Origin of the sequence: Rhizobium brockwellii (genome assembly GCF_000769405.2) — a bacterium.
GTDB lineage: Bacteria > Pseudomonadota > Alphaproteobacteria > Rhizobiales > Rhizobiaceae > Rhizobium > Rhizobium brockwellii.
Genome location: NZ_CP053442.1, coordinates 76249 through 93360, shown reverse-complemented (window position 1 = coordinate 93360; position 17112 = coordinate 76249). Strand labels below are relative to the sequence as shown.

At 61.6% G+C, this 17112-nt stretch carries 15 protein-coding genes; 2 read left to right on the top strand and 13 right to left on the bottom strand.

The genetic code is table 11. The annotated features are described in order from the left end of the window. The 10 genes from RLCC275e_RS30800 to RLCC275e_RS30755 all read right to left on the bottom strand — a co-directional run bounded on the left by RLCC275e_RS30800 (nucleotide 1) and on the right by RLCC275e_RS30755 (nucleotide 10330). The gene (locus tag RLCC275e_RS30800) at nucleotides 1-1005 is read right to left on the bottom strand and encodes an ABC transporter permease (protein WP_033184026.1); all 1005 of its coding nucleotides are present in this window, start codon (nucleotides 1003-1005) and stop codon (nucleotides 1-3) included. After that, complete coding sequence (locus RLCC275e_RS30795) at nucleotides 1002-1823, bottom strand: ATP-binding cassette domain-containing protein (protein WP_033184027.1); 822 nt, start codon at nucleotides 1821-1823, stop codon at nucleotides 1002-1004. Before RLCC275e_RS30795 ends, RLCC275e_RS30800 begins: the two co-directional genes overlap by 4 nt. Further along, the gene (locus RLCC275e_RS30790) at nucleotides 1820-2773 is read right to left on the bottom strand and encodes an ABC transporter substrate-binding protein (protein WP_018496170.1); all 954 of its coding nucleotides are present in this window, start codon (nucleotides 2771-2773) and stop codon (nucleotides 1820-1822) included. Before RLCC275e_RS30790 ends, RLCC275e_RS30795 begins: the two co-directional genes overlap by 4 nt. 38 nt (nucleotides 2774-2811) lie before the next feature. Next, complete coding sequence (locus RLCC275e_RS30785; protein ID WP_033184028.1) at nucleotides 2812-3834, bottom strand: LacI family DNA-binding transcriptional regulator; 1023 nt, start codon at nucleotides 3832-3834, stop codon at nucleotides 2812-2814. A gap of 214 nt (nucleotides 3835-4048) precedes the next feature. Next, on the bottom strand, nucleotides 4049-5119 hold the full coding sequence (locus tag RLCC275e_RS30780; protein WP_033184029.1) for an ABC transporter ATP-binding protein: 1071 nt from the start codon (nucleotides 5117-5119) through the stop codon (nucleotides 4049-4051). Next, nucleotides 5116-5943 carry a carbohydrate ABC transporter permease gene (locus RLCC275e_RS30775; RefSeq protein WP_033184030.1) on the bottom strand — a complete coding sequence of 276 codons (828 nt, stop codon included), beginning with the start codon at nucleotides 5941-5943 and terminating at the stop codon, nucleotides 5116-5118. Before RLCC275e_RS30775 ends, RLCC275e_RS30780 begins: the two co-directional genes overlap by 4 nt. Further along, nucleotides 5940-6842: a carbohydrate ABC transporter permease gene (locus RLCC275e_RS30770; RefSeq protein WP_033184031.1), complete on the bottom strand. Its 903-nt coding sequence runs from the start codon at nucleotides 6840-6842 to the stop codon at nucleotides 5940-5942. The genes RLCC275e_RS30775 and RLCC275e_RS30770 overlap by 4 nt, the downstream gene beginning before the upstream one ends. A gap of 244 nt (nucleotides 6843-7086) precedes the next feature. Beyond that, nucleotides 7087-8319, bottom strand: a complete 1233-nt coding sequence (locus RLCC275e_RS30765; protein ID WP_033184032.1) for an ABC transporter substrate-binding protein — start codon at nucleotides 8317-8319, stop codon at nucleotides 7087-7089. Between the two features lie 62 nt (nucleotides 8320-8381). After that, entirely contained in the window at nucleotides 8382-9284 is a 903-nt protein-coding gene (locus tag RLCC275e_RS30760; protein ID WP_033184033.1) for a sugar phosphate isomerase/epimerase family protein, read from the bottom strand. 11 nt (nucleotides 9285-9295) lie between these two features. Continuing rightward, on the bottom strand, nucleotides 9296-10330 hold the full coding sequence (locus tag RLCC275e_RS30755; protein ID WP_033184034.1) for a Gfo/Idh/MocA family protein: 1035 nt from the start codon (nucleotides 10328-10330) through the stop codon (nucleotides 9296-9298). 215 nt (nucleotides 10331-10545) lie between these two features. Here RLCC275e_RS30755 and RLCC275e_RS30750 point away from each other — a divergent pair, with 215 nt between their 5' ends. Then, nucleotides 10546-11589 carry a substrate-binding domain-containing protein gene (locus RLCC275e_RS30750; protein ID WP_033184127.1) on the top strand — a complete coding sequence of 348 codons (1044 nt, stop codon included), beginning with the start codon at nucleotides 10546-10548 and terminating at the stop codon, nucleotides 11587-11589. A 41-nt stretch (nucleotides 11590-11630) separates the two neighbouring features. Here RLCC275e_RS30750 and RLCC275e_RS30745 read toward each other — a convergent pair whose 3' ends face one another. Next, entirely contained in the window at nucleotides 11631-12965 is a 1335-nt protein-coding gene (locus RLCC275e_RS30745; RefSeq protein ID WP_130708132.1) for an LLM class flavin-dependent oxidoreductase, read from the bottom strand. A gap of 321 nt (nucleotides 12966-13286) precedes the next feature. On the opposite strand from RLCC275e_RS30745, the gene RLCC275e_RS30740 reads away from it, so the two are divergent. Then, nucleotides 13287-14504: an SfnB family sulfur acquisition oxidoreductase gene (locus RLCC275e_RS30740; protein ID WP_033184035.1), complete on the top strand. Its 1218-nt coding sequence runs from the start codon at nucleotides 13287-13289 to the stop codon at nucleotides 14502-14504. Between the two features lie 78 nt (nucleotides 14505-14582). Here RLCC275e_RS30740 and RLCC275e_RS30735 read toward each other — a convergent pair whose 3' ends face one another. Further along, nucleotides 14583-15791, bottom strand: coding sequence for an acyl-CoA dehydrogenase family protein (locus RLCC275e_RS30735; protein WP_033184036.1), 1209 nt, complete (start codon nucleotides 15789-15791; stop codon nucleotides 14583-14585). Between the two features lie 77 nt (nucleotides 15792-15868). Next, nucleotides 15869-16915, bottom strand: coding sequence for a substrate-binding domain-containing protein (locus RLCC275e_RS30730; protein WP_033184037.1), 1047 nt, complete (start codon nucleotides 16913-16915; stop codon nucleotides 15869-15871). Between the last annotated feature and the right edge of the window lie 197 nt (nucleotides 16916-17112).

Below are 17112 nucleotides of genomic sequence, written 5' to 3'. Positions count from 1 at the left end.
TCATCCTTTCCTGCTCAGCCGGAAATGGAAATTGGCCGTGAAGATGCGCGTGTTCAGCCAGATGGCGACAAGGATGATGGCGCCGGTGACGATCTGGGTGAAGAACGGCGATATGTGCATCAGGATCAGGCCGTTGCCGATGACGGCGATGGTCAGCGTGCCGAGCACGGTGCCGAGGATGGTGCCGCGTCCGCCCATCAGCGACGTTCCGCCGAGCACCACGGCGGCGATCACCTGCAGCTCGAAGCCGACGGCGGCATTGGACGAACCGGAGCCAAGGCGGGCGGCGATCAGCAAGCCGGCGACAGCGCAGGCGATGCCGGAGATGATATAGACCGAGGCGATAATCCATTTGGCGGGCATGCCGACACGCCGCGCCGCCTCCGCATTGGAGCCGACCGCCACGACCTGGCGGCCATACTTGGTCGCGGTGATAACGACATAGCCGAGAATGGCGATGATGACGGCGATGACCGCCGGGATCGGGAAGCTCAGGATTTCGCCCCGGCCGAGCGCGAAGAAGCCCGGCGCATCCTTGATCGGAATGGAATAGCCCTGGGTCAGATAGAGCGCCAGACCGCGCAGGATCGATAGGCCGGCAAGTGTCACGATGAAGGCCGGGATGCCCTGATAGGCGACGAACCAGCCCTGGACCAGCCCCATGAAACCGCCGAGCAGGATCATGCCGATGAGGACCGACGGCCAGGGAACACCCATCGCCATGATGATCGCCGCGACCGCATTGACGAGGGCGACCTGCGAGCCGACCGAAAGATCGATGCCGCCGGTGATGATGACGAAGGTCATGGCGATGGCGACGATCAGGATGGGAGCCGCCTGCCTGATGATGTTCAGGATGTTGCCGAGTGTGAAGAAGGTTTCGCTGCCGATCGAGAAGAAGATCATGCAGGCCAGGAAGAAGATGGCGATCGACAAGACCTGTGCGTGTTCGCCGAAGAAATCGGCGACGCGCGAGCCGTGACCGCGTTCCGTATAAGCCGTCATTGTCTGGCTCCTTCACCGACGATCAACCTGACGAGATCTTCGAGATTGGTGCTGCCGATCTGCCGTTCGGCCACCTTCGTACCCTCGTACATCACGGCGATACGGTCGCAGACCCGGAAGAGATCCTGCAGCCGGTGGGTAATGAGGATCACCGAGACCCCGTTTGCCTTGACGCGGTTGATCAGGGCCAGAACCGCCTCGACCTCGGCGACGGCAAGTGCGGAGGTCGGCTCGTCCATGATCAGCACCTTCGGCTTGAAGGAGGCCGCGCGTGCAATGGCGATCGCCTGACGCTGCCCGCCGGAGAGCTGGGCGACCTTGCCGGTCAGTCTGGGAATGCGGATCTCAAGCGAATCCAGCATCTTGCGCGCTTCCGACAGCATCGTCCTGGTGTCGAGAAACGGCCCGCGGCTGAGCTCGCGGCCGAGGAAGAGATTGCCGACGACATCGATATGATCGCAGAGGCTGAGATCCTGGAAGACCATTTCGATGTTACGCCCACGCGCATCCGCGGGGCCGGAGAAGCGGACCTCCTCACCTTCCATGGTGATCGTGCCGGCATCGGGAATGTAGGTTCCCGAGATGATTTTCGTCAGCGTCGATTTGCCGGCGGCGTTATCGCCGACAAGGCCCAGGCATTCGCCGGGGAAGATGTCGAGATCGACGCCGCGCAGGGCCTGGTGCGAGCCGAACGACTTGCGGATACCGCGCAGCGAGATGCGCGGGTCGGATCGGGTGCCGCCGGATGTTCCGGTTCCGGAGGATGCGACCCCTCCGGAACCGGCGGCAGCGATGTCACGCTGTCCGCTTTCGATCATTTGAAGACGGCCCGGTACGGCTCGACATTCTCCTTGGTCACGATGGTGATCGGCACCGAGATCGTCTTGGTGACGGCTTCGCCGGCCGAGGCCTTGACGAGCGCGTCGACGGCGGCGCCGCCCATTGCGGCCGGATCCTGCTGGACGACGGCGACGACGAAGCCGGCATCGATGCCGGCAATGGCTTCGGCAGTCAGATCCCAGCCGAACACCTTGATCTTATCCTGCTTGCCCTGGCTCTGGACGGCGGCGATCGCCCCCATCAGGGCCGGCTCGCCGGTGGCGTAGATCGCGGTCAGGTCAGGATTGGCGGTGATCAGGTTTTCTGCCGCCGCAAGGGCGTTGTCCTGGATGTTCTGGCCGTCGACGACGCCGGCCATTTCAATGCCGTCGACGCCTTTCAGGGTCTTCTCGAAGCCGTCCTGGCGGATATTCTGGATGAACGAGTTCAGCGCGCCGACAACGCCGAGCTTGGCCTTGCCGCCCATGTTCGCCTTGACGTAGTCGAGGAAGTATTTGCCCATGTCGGCGCCGGCTGCGGCGTTGTCCACGCCGATCTGTGCCTTCTGCGGACCATCAGGCAGGATGGCGTCGATGGCGACGACCGGAATGCCGGCATCGGCCGCCTGCTTGACCGCCGGCATGATGCCGTTGACGTCGATCGCCACGACGGCAAGGCCGGAGACCTTTTCCTGGACGTAGGTTTCGATCGCGCTGTTCTGCGCCGTCGTCTCGTTGTTGGCGTTGAAGATCACCAGCTTGACGCCGGCGGCGTCGGCCGCCTTCTGGGCGCCCTCATTCATCTGATTGAAGAAAAGCGCCTGCTGGTTGATCTGCACCAATGCGACGGTCTTCTTTTCCTGTGCCGCAGCGCCGGACAGGCCGATGAAGGTCAATGCCGTGAAGCCGGCGGCTGCGATCATCGTTCGTCTTGTCAAATTCAGTGTCATGTTCTCATCCTCTTTTGGCTTTTTGACGTTGCTGATTGTTATTTCGCAGGCGGCGCAACGGAGTTCCGCACCACGATTTCGACAGGCACCAGTTCCTCCGAGGCGGATGGTTTCCACTCGTGCCAATTGGTTTCCAGAAGCAGTTCCAGCGACCGCCGGCCGATCTGGCGCACCGGCTGGCGGATGGCCGTCAGCGGCGGTGCAAAAAGATGAAGTGGACCGACATCGTCGAAGCCGATGACCGAAATGTCATCGGGGATCGAGACGCCTTGGCTTCCGAAGACCTCGACGAGCCCGATGGCGATCTCGTCGGAGCTGGCGAAGATCGCCGTCGCTTTTCGGTCTCCGGAGAGATAGTCGAGTGCGGCCGCACGGCCGTATTCGATCGTATATTCGCCGGCATAACGATCGGCCCGGGCCTCGCCGCCATGCTGTTCCCTGAGCGCCTTCAGCAGGCCGTCATAACGCCTGCGGGCGCTGATCATGCGCTCGTCGCCGCCGATGAAGAGGACATGGTGATGGCCCTGCTCGGCCAGATGCCGGCCGGCGAGATAACCGCCCTGCTCATTGTCGCAGAACAGCTTCGGCGCCTTCGAATCGGGAATGTCCTCATCGACGATGATGACCTTGCCGCTGCCGTTGATCAGCGCGGCAAGCGCGCCGTCGTCGGGGTGATTGGTGACGAAGATCAGGCCGTCGACGTGATTGCGCTCGATCAGCTGCAGATATTCGATCTCGCGCCCCGGCCGGTTGAGCGTCGCGTGCAAGGAGACGGCGAGCTTCTTTTCATCGGCTGCTTGCTCGACGGCAGCGACAAGGGTCGCGAAGAAAGGATTGGCGATATCGGGCACAACGAGGCCGATCGTATCCGAACGTCCCCTGCTTAAGCGACGCGCATGCGGGTTCGGCCGGTAATTCAGCGTCTTGATCGCATCCTCGATGCGTTTCTTGGTCTGAAAGGGAAGATCGAGGCTGCCGTTGACGAAACGCGACACGGTGGTGACCGACACCCCAGCGGCGGCGGCAACATCCTTCAGGCTTGGTGTCGTTCCCTTGGCCATTGACTGAACCTATTGTAAAGCGGTTTAGTAAACCGCTTTACAAGACAATATCGATTGTGCCCTGTTGTCAACAGCGATGATCGTGCGGGATTCGTTTTCTTGCGGTCCGATCGAGCTTGTCGCGCAGCCAGTCGCCGGTGATACTTTCGAGATCTGGCTCGACGGCGTCACCTGGTTCGATTTTATGACAATTCCAAGCCGGGGGCTGCTGCCTTTATATGAGGTGATCCGTCGACGCGTCGAAGAGATGGACCTGGCCCGGATCGACCGAAAGTCCGATCATGTCTCCTGCCTTGACCCTGTCGCGGCGCGTCTCGACGATCGTCAGTTCCGGCTGGGTCTCCGCGACGATGAAGGTCGAGGATCCGGTCGATTCGACGAAGGCGATCGGCACGTCGAAGCTGCCATGGCCGGGCTCGACGACGCCGATATGCTCGGGCCGGATGCCCGCGATGAGCTTACGCCCAGGCTCGATGGCACGGGTGATTGCAAGCGTCTGCTTCACCGCGCCGAAATCGAGGATAAGGCTCTTGCCGTTTTCCGCGGCAATCGCGGGAATGAAATTCATCGCCGGTGAGCCAATGAAGCCGGCAACGAACCGGTTCGCCGGCCGGTCGTAGAGGTCGAGCGGCGCGCCCTGCTGCTCGATGATGCCATCGCGCATCACCACCACATGGTCGGCCATCGTCATCGCTTCGACCTGGTCGTGCGTGACGTAGACGAAGGTTGCGTGCAACCGGTCGTGCAGCGACCGGATTTCCTTGCGCATGTGAACGCGCAGTGCAGCATCGAGGTTGGACAGCGGCTCGTCGAACAGGAAGGCCTTGGGATGGCGGATGATGGCACGGCTCATGGCGACGCGCTGGCGCTGGCCGCCGGAGAGCTCGCGCGGATAGCGCTTCAGGAGATGCGAAAGACCTGTCGTCGCCGCCACGTCCTCGGCGGCCTTCTTGGCCTCCGCCTTGGCGATGCCGCGGATGCGCAGGCTGTAGGTCAGGTTTTCCTCGACCGTCATATGCGGATAAAGGGCATAGGACTGGAAGACCATGGCGACATCGCGCTTGCGCGGCGGCACGCCGTTCATCAGCTCGCCGGCAATCCTGAGATCGCCCGACGAAATGCTTTCGAGGCCGGCAAGCGAGCGCAGCAGCGTGGACTTGCCGCAGCCCGACGGGCCGACGAGCGCGACGAAAGTGCCCTTGGCGATCGAAAGGTCGATATTCTTCAGGGCGTGGAAGGCGCCGTAATATTTGTTGACGCCTCTGAGCTCGATCTGTGTGGTCATTTGAGGGCTCCAGAGGTGAGGCCGGATACGATGCGGCGCTGCAAGAGAACGAAGATGGCGAGGATCGGCGTCACATACATCGTGGCGTAGGCCATGATGTTGTTCCACTCGTTGGTGTTAGGCCCCATGAAGGAGTTGAGGCCGACGCTTGCCGGTTGAAGGTCGACCGCCTGGATCATCGATTTCGAATAGACGAATTCGCCGAAGGCCTGCATGAAGATCAGGATGGCGCTGACCAGGATGCCGTTGCGGGCAAGCGGCAGCACGATGTTGAAGAAGGCGCCGACGCGCGAATTGCCGTCGACGAGCGCCGCCTCCTCCAGCTCCTGGGGAACGCTCATGAAAGTGGCGCGCACCAGGATGACGAAGAAGGGCATGCTCTTTGCCGCGACCGCGATGATGACGGCAAGGCGTGGATAATTCAGCATGCCGATCTGCGAAAAGCCGACGAAGATCGGCGTGATCATCAGCGAGGCCGGCAGGACCTGCAGCATCAGGATCAGGAACAGTCCGATATCCACCCAGACATTGCGGTATCTGGCAAGCACATAGGCGCAGCCGACGCCGAGCAGGGTAATGAGCGCCATGGAGCCGAGAGCGATGACCAGCGAGTTCCAGAGATAGCGGCCCATGTCGCGGCTTTCCCAGACATAGGCATAGGTGCCCCATTGGGGTGCAGCCGGCCAGAAGCTCGGCGGCGTCGCGAACATCTCCGAGCCGCTTTTCAGCGCGGTGATGTACATCCAGTAGAGCGGGAACAGATAGATCGCCGCCATGACGATCGAAATCGCCAGCATCAGCCGGTCGCGGTTCGTCGTATTCATCCGCGCACCTCATGGCGTGTGGAACGGACATAGACGACGGATGCGAACATGACGAAGACGATCATGATGACGGAGATCGTCGCGCCCTTGGCAAAGTCGTATTGGCGGAAAGAGAGATCCCAGGCCCAGTATTGCGTGACATTCGACGAATTGTTCGGCCCGCCCGAGGTGATCGCGGCGAAAAGATCGAACTGCTGCAGGGTGAAGATCAGGCCGAGAGCGATGATGGCGCCGATGGTCGAGCGCATCATCGGCAGCGTGATCGTCCAGAAACGCTGCCAGACATTGGCGCCGTCGAGTTCGGCCGCTTCGTAGAGATCGGCAGGAATGCCGGCAAGGCCGACGGAAAGCAGGATCATATTGAACGAGGTGCCGAGCCAGACATTGGCGATGATGACGGCATAAAGCGAATAATGCGGGTCCGAGCGCCAGAAGATGTTGCCCGAGATGATGCCGCTTTCCTTTAGAATGAAATTCAGCACGCCGAAATCGCCGGAGAGGATCCAGTTCCAGATGGCGCCGACGACGAGGCCGGGCATCACCCAGGAGACCAGGAACAGGCCGCGCATCCATGAGGAGCCGGGAAAATTGACCCAGAAGAACAGCGCCAGGCCGAAGCCGATCAGGAACTGGCCGGCGATGGAGCCGACGACGAAGATGACGGTGTTGTAGAGGATCGGCAGCGTTTCCGGCTGCGCGAAGAGGTCGGTATAATTCTTGAAGCCGACGAAGGGACGCGAGAAGGTCCCGAGGCTGAACATGTCGACCTCCTGGAAACTCATCACGACATTGTAGATCAGCGGCAGTCCCGCCATCAGGAACAGAAAGCCGAGCGGGAAAGCGACCAGCACGATATCGAAACCGCGACCGTCCCTGACGCTCATCAGGATCCTCTTCATGCGTCCTCCGATACTCCGAACGGGGCCGCCTGGCGCATGATGCGGAAGACGGCCCCTGCCGGGAGGAAATTATGAGATGAACCGAAGTTCATCCGGTTAAAAGACGCGTTGCTTCCGGTTCCTCTTCTCCCCACTGGGGAGAAGAGGGAGCAAGCGCGCCCCCCGCCCTTCGCGTTGGGCTCAGGGCGTTCGTTGCTGCAATCGATTCATTGGATCGATTGCTTCGGCTGCGCCGAAACGTTCCTCACCCAAGAACCGCCTTGATCTTGTCGGCGGCCTGGTCGAGCGCGTCCTTCGGGCTCATCTGGCCGGTCAGTGCTCCCTGGATAGCGTCCTGGATCGCCTTGGAGATCTTCGGCCATTGCGGATGCGGGCCGCGCGGCTTGGCGTATTTCAGCTGTTCGAGGAAGACCTTGAGGGCGGCATCTTTCAGCGGCTGACCGGTTTCCGGGATCGAAATGTCGGAGCGAGCCGGAAGCTGGCCGAAGTTCTTGAACATCTTGTCGTCCTGCGAGGCGAAATATTCGAGCGCCTTGAAGGCTTCGGCCGGATGTTTGCTGGTGGCGAAGATCGCCCAGTTGAAGTCACCCATGGCCGAGGAGCGTTCAGCCCCTTCCTTGGGAACCGGAAGCAGAGTGACGCCCCAGTCGAACTTCGCTTCCTGCGTCATGCGGTCGAGCTCCCATGGACCCGATATCGCCATGGCAGCATTGCCGGAATTGAAGGTGCCGGTCGAATCCCACTGGCCGCGCGTCAAGGTGTCGGGAGAAGCGAGCTTCTCGTCCATGATCGTTTTCCAGATCCCGAGCGCCTTCACCGCGCCCTCGGCATTGATGTGCTCATAGCTGCCGCCGCCCATCTGGGCCCAGGGAAGGAACTGGAAGGTGCCCTCCTCGTTTGCCTTGGCCGAGAAGGCGAGACCGTAGACGTTTTTGGCGGGGTCCGTCAGCTTGCGTGCATCCTCGACGAGCTCGTCCCAGGTCTGCGGCGGCTTCGCCGGATCGAGGCCCTTGGCCTTGAACATGTCCTTGTTGTAGTAGAGCGCGATCGTGTTCGTTGCCTTCGGCACGCCAAAATACTTGCCGTCCCACTCGACCGATTTCAGCGGCCCCGGAAAGTAGTTCTCCGGCTTGATGACGGTCGACTTGGCGATCATGTCGGTGAGATCGAGGAAGGCACCGCGCGACGAAAACAGCGCATGTTCCGGATTGTCGACGGCGATGATGTCGGGCGCCTGGCCTGTGGCGTAGGCGCGCATCGCCTCAGTGACGACGTCGTCGAACTGGATCAGCCGATATTCGATCTTGATGCCATTGTTCTGGGCGTTGAACTCCTTGACGAGGTTCGGCGCCGGCTGGGTGTCCTTATCCAGCGACCAGAGGGTCAGTGTGACGTCTTCGGCCTTGGCCGAAAGGCCGAATAGCGAGACGCCTGCAAGTGCGAGAGCACCCAGAATTGCATATTTGCGGATAGCCATAGTTCTCCTCCTTTGTGGTTATCCCCGTTTCCGGCAATTCCTCCTCGCCGGAAACGATATCATCAGATGGGATCGACGACGAATTCGCCGCCCCGGGCATGCTTGAGGTGGTTCAGCGCATAGACCTGGCCGGTCATTTCAAGCGCATCGCGATAGACCGGGTCGTGCCAGCCTTCGATATCGATCGAACCGGACCAGCCGGCAAGGCGCAGCTCGGAAATGATGTCGGTCCAGTTGCTGTCGCCGAAGCCCGGCGTGCGCATGAAGACGAACTTCTCCTTGCCGAAGATGCCGTGTTCCTTGATCACCTCCCAGCGGATGGTCGCGTCCTTGCCGTGGACGTGGAAGAACTTGTGCGCCCATTTGCGGATCTGCGGCAAGGGGTCGATCAGATAGACCATCTGATGGCACGGCTCCCACTCCAGCCCGATATTATCGTCAGGCGTCTCGTTGAACATCAGTTCCCAGGCGTCGGGATTATGCGCGATATTCCAGTCGCCGGTCGCCCAGTTACCGTCCATGGCGCAATTCTCGAAAGCAATCTTGACGCCCTTGTCGGCCGCCCGCTTGGCAAGCTCGCTCCAGATCTGCTTGTAGCGAGGCAGGCTGTCGGTCAGTGGCTTGCCGCGGATGCGGCCGGTGAAGCCGGCAACGCAGGTGGCGCCGAAATGATGGGCATTGTCGATACAATGCTTCCAGCCCTCCAGCGTCTCGAGGTCGATTGCGGTCTCTTCCAGCGGATTGCCGAACATGCCGAGCGTCGAGATGGTGATGTCGCGGTCGCCGATCGCATCGAGACAGCGCTTGCCGAGCTCTTCAAGGTCCTGGCCCTTCGTCGTTTGCCAGAAGAAAGGCTCGAAGCTTTCGAAGCCCATGCCGGCGATCTCGCTGATGCGGCTAGCGGCATCGCCCTTGTTGCCGCTGACCATGGTGCCGATACGAATGGATTTTGCAGGGTTGCTCACGTCACGTCATCCTATGCTGAAATTTCGACGCGCCTGCCCGTCTTGGCGCTTTCGATCGCGCCGAAGACCATGGCAAGGCTTCGGATATTGTCGGAATTGACCGTCTCGGGCCGTTTGCCGGTGCCGATCGCCGCGATGAAGTCGGCGATTACGCTGGCGTGGCCGTGGGTTTCCTCGTCATGTTCTGGACCGGGAACGCTTACGGCAACAGAGCCGCGTAGAAGGCCGGGCTCTTCGCCGGCGATGGTCGCCTTGAAATTCTCTTCGCCATCCCAGGCGAGCATTCCCTTCGAGCCGACGAGGCGCCACTGGCTTTCCCAGCTGGTCCGCTCGCCCTCGGCGCACCAGGAGCCGCGATATGTGAAGACGATGTCGTCGGAAAATTCGAAGATGGCGTTGGCTGCGGCGCCGTGTCGGTACCACGAACCCTTCGGATTGCGCTCGACGCAATAGACGGTGAGCGGCTTCCTGTCGGCGACGTAGCGCGCCGCATCGAAAGTGTGGATCGCCATGTCGAGAAGCAGGACATTGTCCATCTCTTCGCGGAAGCCGCCGAAATGCGGCGCCAGGAAGAAATCGCAATGGATGGCGGTGAGTTCGCCGATCGCGCCGCTTTCGACGAAGCGACGCAGGCGCCTGACGCCTGATATGAAGCGACGGTTCTGGATGACAGCGTGGATGCGGCCGGTCTCGGCGGCAAGATCGACCAGCGCTGCGCCCTCGGCAAGCGAGGCCGCCATCGGCTTTTCGCTGAGCACATGGCAGCCGGCCTTGAGTGCGGTGGAAACGACGTCGTAGCGCGCAGCCGGAATGACGATGTCGAAGACCAGGTCGGCCTTTGTGGCCGCGATGACTTCGGACAGGTCCGAACCGATGACGGCGCCATCAAGGCCGAATTCCGCAGCAAGCTTTTCGGCCGTCTCCCGGCTCAGGTCGACAAGGCCGACGATGGTGATGGAATCGGCCAGCAGAGGGTTGGAGGCGATGGCGCGCAACCAACCTTTGGACATAGCTCCGCACCCGCACAGAATGGCACTGAATTTCACGATTTCCTCCAGGGGAACGGTGTCAACTCTCCTCGTGACACGCACTCCGTAAACGTTTACGACTGTATGCGGAAACATTTTGCGGTGTCAATAGACGCCAAACGGGAAATTACAGGCCCAGATCCGGACGGATCTGAATTATAGAAATGGAGCATGATGTCGTCCGAAAACCGCGCACACTTTTCGGCATCATGCTCCCGGGAAAATCGTCAGCGATGAAGGGGATTCGCCAGCTTGCCGAACACTTGAATATCTCGATCGGCACGGTCTCCCGCGCGCTGAACGGCAAGCCCGATGTCAATCAGGAAACCCGCCGGCGGGTGTTGGCCGCGGCCGAGGAACTCGGCTATGTCGCCAACCAGTCTGGGCGGAGCCTGAGGCAGGGGGAGACGAAGGTCATCGGGTTGATGATCGAATCCAGCAAGGAGACGGTCGAGAACGCCGACAACTTCTTCCTCGGCGTCACCAGCGGCCTGCAGAGCGTCTTTGCCCGCCACAAGCTCGACCTCCTCATGTTGCCCTGCCCGAGCGATGAGGACCCGCACGAATATCTGAAGCGGATGGTGGCGCGTCGCATCGTCGATGCGATGATCATCTCGGACACGCAGCGCGTCGATCGGCGAATCGACTTTCTGTCGCGCGCGAAGATCCCCTTCGTCGCGCTCGGCCGCAGCCTTTCGGCCAGCAATTTCCCCTGGATCGATCTCGATTTCGAGGGCGTGGCCGACCATGCCGTCGAGCGGCTGATCACGCTGGGCCACCGCCGGATCGCGATCACCGCGCCATCGAGCGAGGCCAACCTCGGCTACCTCTTTATCGACAGCTATCGCCGCGCGCTCGAGCGGCACGATATTCCCTTCGACCCCTCGCTCGTCATCCGCGTCAAGTCGAGCGAACAGGGCGGCTATCAGGCGGCTCATGAGCTGCTGTTGCTCGAAGAGCGGCCGACGGCGGTGATCCTGATCTACGAGCTGATGGCGATCGGCCTTTATCGCCGTCTGATGGAATCGGGCGTCATGCCCGGCCGCGACCTTGCGGTGGTCGGCTTCCGCGACGCTCCGCGCGCACGGTTCCTGCAGCCGGCGCTGAGCTGCTTCCGCATCTCGCTCTACGATCTCGGTGTCGCGCTCGGCCGGATGCTTCTCGCCAACATGCCGGCCTATCGAGAGTTCTATCCAGGCGATGGGGGCAACATCATCTGGCCCCTCGAACTGATGCCGGGCGAAAGCGATGCATTTCGGGTTGGGGTCATGGCCTGAGCGCTATCGGCTTGCTTCCGGAAAGCAGAAGCGAGGCCCCTTCACGTACCTGATGCAAAGAATCGGTTCTCCGGCCGCGGCAATCCGAGATGCTCGCGCAGTGTCGTGCCCTCGTATTCGCTGCGGAACAGGTCGCGGCGCTGCAGCTCCGGAACCAGCCGTTCGGTGACGTCGAGGAGACCCTGCGGTAGATAGGGAAAGACGATGTTGAAACCGTCCGACCCCTCCTCGTCAAGCCAGCGTTCCATCTCGTCGGCGATGCTTGCCGGCGTGCCGACGAAGGCAAGGCCGGCATAGCCGCCATAACGCTGCGCCAGTTGACGCACCGTCAGATTTTCCTCGGCGGCAAGTTTCAGCACCTGGGCGCGGCCGGTCTTGCTGGCATTGGTGTCGGGAATATCGGCCGGCAGCGGTGCGTCGGGATCGAAGCCGGAAGCGTCATGGCCGAGCGCGATCGAGAGCGAGGCGATGGCGCTGTCGTAATGCACGAGGCTGTCGAGCGTGGCGCGTTTGGCGCGGGCCTCCTCGATGCTGTCGCCGACGATGACAAAGGCGGCGGGCAGGATCTTCAGATGGTCGCGGCTGCGGCCGATGGCTTCCATGCGGCCCTTGATATCGGCATAAAGCGCCTTGCCGGCGGCCAGATCGCGCGGCGAACAGAAAACCATCTCGGCGGTTTCCGCGGCAAGCTGGCGGCCTGGGTCCGACTGACCGGCCTGGACGATGACGGGCCAGCCCTGCGGCGGCCGGGCGATATTGAGCGGCCCGCGGACGCTCAGTTCCTCGCCCTTGTGGCCGAGCACACGCATCTTCTCCGGATCGAAGAACAGGCCGCTTTCTCGGTCGCGGATGAAGGCGTCGTCGGCGAAGCTATCCCAAAGCCCGGTGACCACATCATAGAATTCCCGGGCGCGATGGTAACGCTCGCCGTGCTCCACATGTTCGTCGAGGCCGAAATTGAGCGCAGCATCGGGGTTGGAGGTCGTAACGATGTTCCAGCCGGCGCGGCCGCCGCTGATATGGTCGAGCGAGGCGAAACGCCGGGCGATGTGATAGGGCTCGTCGAAGGTGGTGGACGCGGTCGCGACGAGGCCGATGCGCTCCGTCACCGCTGCCAGCGCCGAGAGCAGCGTGAAGGGCTCGAAGGAGGTCACGGTGTGGCTGCGCCTCAGCGCCTCGACCGGCATGTTCAGCACTGCAAGATGATCGGCCATGAAGAAGGCGTCGAATTTCGCCCGTTCCAGCGCCTGCGCGAAGGATTTCAGATGCGCGAAATTGAAGTTGGCGTCGGGATAAGAACCGGGATAGCGCCAAGCGCCGGTATGCAGGCTGACGGGACGCATAAAGGCGCCGAGGCGCAACTGCCGTGGGGTCATGACTTTCCTCATGGATCGGGCAAGGCGGCCGCCTGCCCCGCATTGGGCGTTCTGTCTGAAGCCGCTGCAGCGACGCATCGGATATCGGTTACGTAGGAACTCGACGAATTCAAATCGAGGCCGGCTCCGCTAATTTCCGGTAGCGATTTCGGCGCTTTTCCGGCCACGTTTTCGCAGAACCGCCCGACTGAGACACTAAACGCGGCAGCCAGAAGCCGATAAGCAAACACTTTTCATTTTCCATCGCATCTATAGAATTTGTGCTCTTATGTCGGCGCTTAATTTCTTTCACCGATAGGCTCGTCAGAATTGGAGACATCGATGAACACCGTGCTAAGGCAAGCAGATCAGATCCGGCCCGTGGCCGACCGTATCGGCAGCGATGATGAGGCGATCGCCACTGCCCGCAGACTGGCGGCACAATTTGCCGCCCGCGCCGCCGAGCGCGATGCCGACAGGATCCTGCCTTTTAGCGAACTCGATCTTCTCGCCCAGTCCGGCCTTCTGGCGATCACCGTGCCGGCGCAATATGGCGGGCTTGACGTCTCCAACGCCGTGCTTGCCGAAATCACTGCGATCCTGTCTGAGGCGGACGGTTCGATCGGCCAGATCCCGCAGAACCATTTCTATATTCTCGAGGCGCTCCGAACCGACGGCGGCGAGGAGCAGCAGCGCTATTTCTTCGGCCGCGTGCTGGCCGGCGACCGTTTCGGCAATGCGCTGTCCGAGCGCGGCACCAAGACGGTTGGCCACTACAACACGCGCATTACCCGCGACGGTCCGGGTTACCGGATCAACGGCCGCAAATTCTATTCGACCGGCGTCCTCTTCGCCGACTGGATCACCATCTTCGCACTCGATCCGGAGGACCGGTTGACTATGGCCTTCGTGCCGAAGGGTACTGAAGGCGTCGAGATCGTCGACGACTGGGACGGTTTTGGCCAGCGCACCACCGGCAGCGGCACGACGATCCTCGAGAATGTCTATGTCAGCGCCGATTCCGTGGTCTTCCATCACAAGGGTTTCGAGCGGCCGACGACGATCGGCTCGGTCGGCCAGATCATCCATGCTGGTGTCGATCTCGGTATCGCACGGGCGGCCTTTGCTGAAACGCTGGAGTTCGTCAGGACGAAATCGCGCCCCTGGATGGATAGCGGCCTTGACCGTGCCTCCGACGATCCGCTGACGATCGCCAAAGTCGGCCAGATCGCCATCCGGCTGGAAGCCGCAACGGCTCTGGTGGAGCGCGCCGGGCACAAGGTCGATGCCGCGCAGGTCGAGACGACAGAGGAAAAGGTGGTCGCGGCGACGCTTGCGGTTGCCGCCGCCAAGGTGCTGACCACCGAAGTGGCGCTCGAGGCCTCAAACACACTTTTCGAGCTTGCCGGGACCTCGTCGGTGCAGGCTGGCCTCAACCTCGACCGCCATTGGCGCAATGCCCGCACCCATACGCTGCACGATCCCGTGCGCTGGAAATACCACGTCGTCGGCAACTACCATTTGAACGGCGTAACGCCGCCGAAGAACGGCGCGCTCTGAAATCTCCCCTCTTTCAACCGAAAACCCCACCGCCGGTGCCGGCAGTGGGGTTTTTGCTTTTGATGAAAGATGGCCGCCTCAGCTATAGAGGCTGACCTCCGGTATCCTGTCGTTCAGCACGAATTCACCGACTTCCTTCGCCTTGTAGAAAACCGGATCGTGCAGCGTGTGCGTACGGACATTGCGCCAGAAACGGTCGAAGCGGTATTTATCGGCCGTCGAGCGCGCGCCCGTCAGTTCAAAGACGCGCGAGGTGATGTCGAGCGAGACATGGGTGGCGTGGACCTTGGCGGCATAGGCTTCAGCCGCCGCCTCGCCGCGCTCACGCGCGGTGACGTCGCGGCCGCGGGCAAGGCCCGCCTGCACGGCTGATGCCGCGTTATCGGCAAGGGCCGCCGAGGCCTTCAGCGCGGCGGTGAATTCGCCGACGCGTTCGAGGATATAGGGATCATCCGCTGCCCGCTCGACACCGGAGGTTATCCACGGCCGGGTCGTGTTGCGGACGTAATCGACGGCCGCCTGCAGCGCACCCTCGGCGGTGCCGAGGTAGAAGTTGACGAAGACCAGCTGAATGAACGGCGTGTTGAAGGTCGAAAGCACCGGAGGTGCTGCATCGGCTGCTGCCGGCGCGCCGACGAAATCCTCCTCGTAAACCGGGAAGTCGCGGAACTCGACGCTGCCGCTGTCGGACAGACGCTGGCCGATATTGTCCCAGTCGTCGTTGGCGACGTAGCCTGGACGATTGGTCGGCACGGCGAAGCCGGCGATCTTGTCGTCGAGCGCCGCATTGGCATTGATGTAGTCGGAGACCCGCGCCGCCGTGGAGAAGGACTTGCGTCCGTTCAGCACATAGCCGTTGCCGCGACGGGTAAGCACCAGCCCGGGATCGCGCGGATTGACGGCCGCCCCCCAATAGAGGTTCCTGGCGACCGTATCGCTGCCCAGCGCATGGGCGCGTGCGGCATCAAGGGCCCAATAGATGTACTGGCTATTGACATAGTGGTAGCCGAGCAGCTGGCCGATCGAGCTTTCGCCACGGGCGAGAATGCGCACCAGCTTCAGTCCGTCGACCCAATCGAGGCCACCGCCGCCGATCTCACGGGGATGCAGCGCATTGAGCAGGCCGGCATTCTTCAATTTGACGATTTCGCCAAGCGGCGGGCGGCCTTCGCGATCGAGGTCTGCGGCGCGCCTGGAAAGGTCGGCAGAGATATCCTCCGCACGGGCAAACAGGTCTTCCCGCGTCGGGTTGCGGCTGGTCGCGAAGACGACATTGGATTGGCTCATAGGCGGAACTCCAATTCTCCAAAAAGATGATCCGGCGGGAGACGAGGCCCCCGCCGGAAGGATCGAGGGTGACCTCCTCAGAAAAGCTTGTCCGGAATCCAGCTGGCGGTCGCCGCATCGCTCGTGCTGAAGGCCGGGATCTTCGCAGCCAGTTCCTCGATCGTCTTGACGCTGGCCGCGCGCAGGCTCTCCTGTGTCAGAAGTGTCGGCTTGATCGTGATCTGGTGGGGAACCGTCTGGCCAGCGATTTCGAGGGCTGCGGCGCGGATGGAGACGGCGCCGACGACGGCCGGATTGGTCGCGACGGTCGCAACCCACGGGCTGCCTTCCTCGGTGATTTCCTGGATATCGGCCGTCGAGACGTCGGCCGAATAGATCTTGAGCTTGTTTGATATGCCGAGGTCGTTGGCGGCGAGCTTCACACCGCGGGCGAATTCGTCATAGGGGGCGAAGACGACCGAAATATCGGGATTGGCGGTGAGCACAGCCTTCGCCTGGTCGGCGGTCGAGGTCGCCGTCGTGTCGCTGACATTGCCGAAACGGGCCTTTTCGACCACGCCTTTATTGTCTGTCTTGAACTTGTCCCAGGCCTCGTTGCGGCGGTCGAGCGGCGCAAAGCCGGCGACATAGACATAGCCGGCGCTGAAACTGTTGCCGTTGTCCTTCACCACCTGTTCAAGCGCCAATGATGCGAGTTCGTGATCGCTCTGTTCCACCTGCGGAATCTTGGGATTGTTGAGGTTGACGTCGAAGGCCACGACCTTGATGCCCTTGTCGAGCGCCTGCTGCACGACGTCGCCGAGCGATTCCGGCAGTCCGTGATCGATGACGATGCCGGAGACGCCGAGATTGATCGCCTGCAGGATCTGTTCGCGCTGCTCGGCGGCATCCTGCCGGCCGGGGAAGATGCGCAGATCGATATCCAGCGCCTTGGCCTGAGCTTCAGCCCCTGCCTGGTATGCCTGGAAGAAATCGCCGGCCGAGATGTAGCTGATCAGCGCTACTTTGACGCCGCCCTTGTCGAAAGGGGCAGGAGCGCCAGACAATCCGTCGGCTTTTGCGCCTTGAATGAAAATGAACGGAATGACGGCGGCAGAGAGTGCGAGCCGTGCGAGGGATTTCATCGTCGCGTTCCTTCTAGCAAATCGGGGCGTCGTCTGACAGGTCTGGAAGTCCCTGCGACGCGTTGAATTATTAGATATAATCTCTATGTTTTTAGTAGAGTAAATGATCCGATTTTACCGGCTGCGGGAGATTCTTTGTTTCCTGAGCGTGGCTCGTAGCGGAAAGGCGTGCCTGGAGTTCGACCGCCCGGACAGGG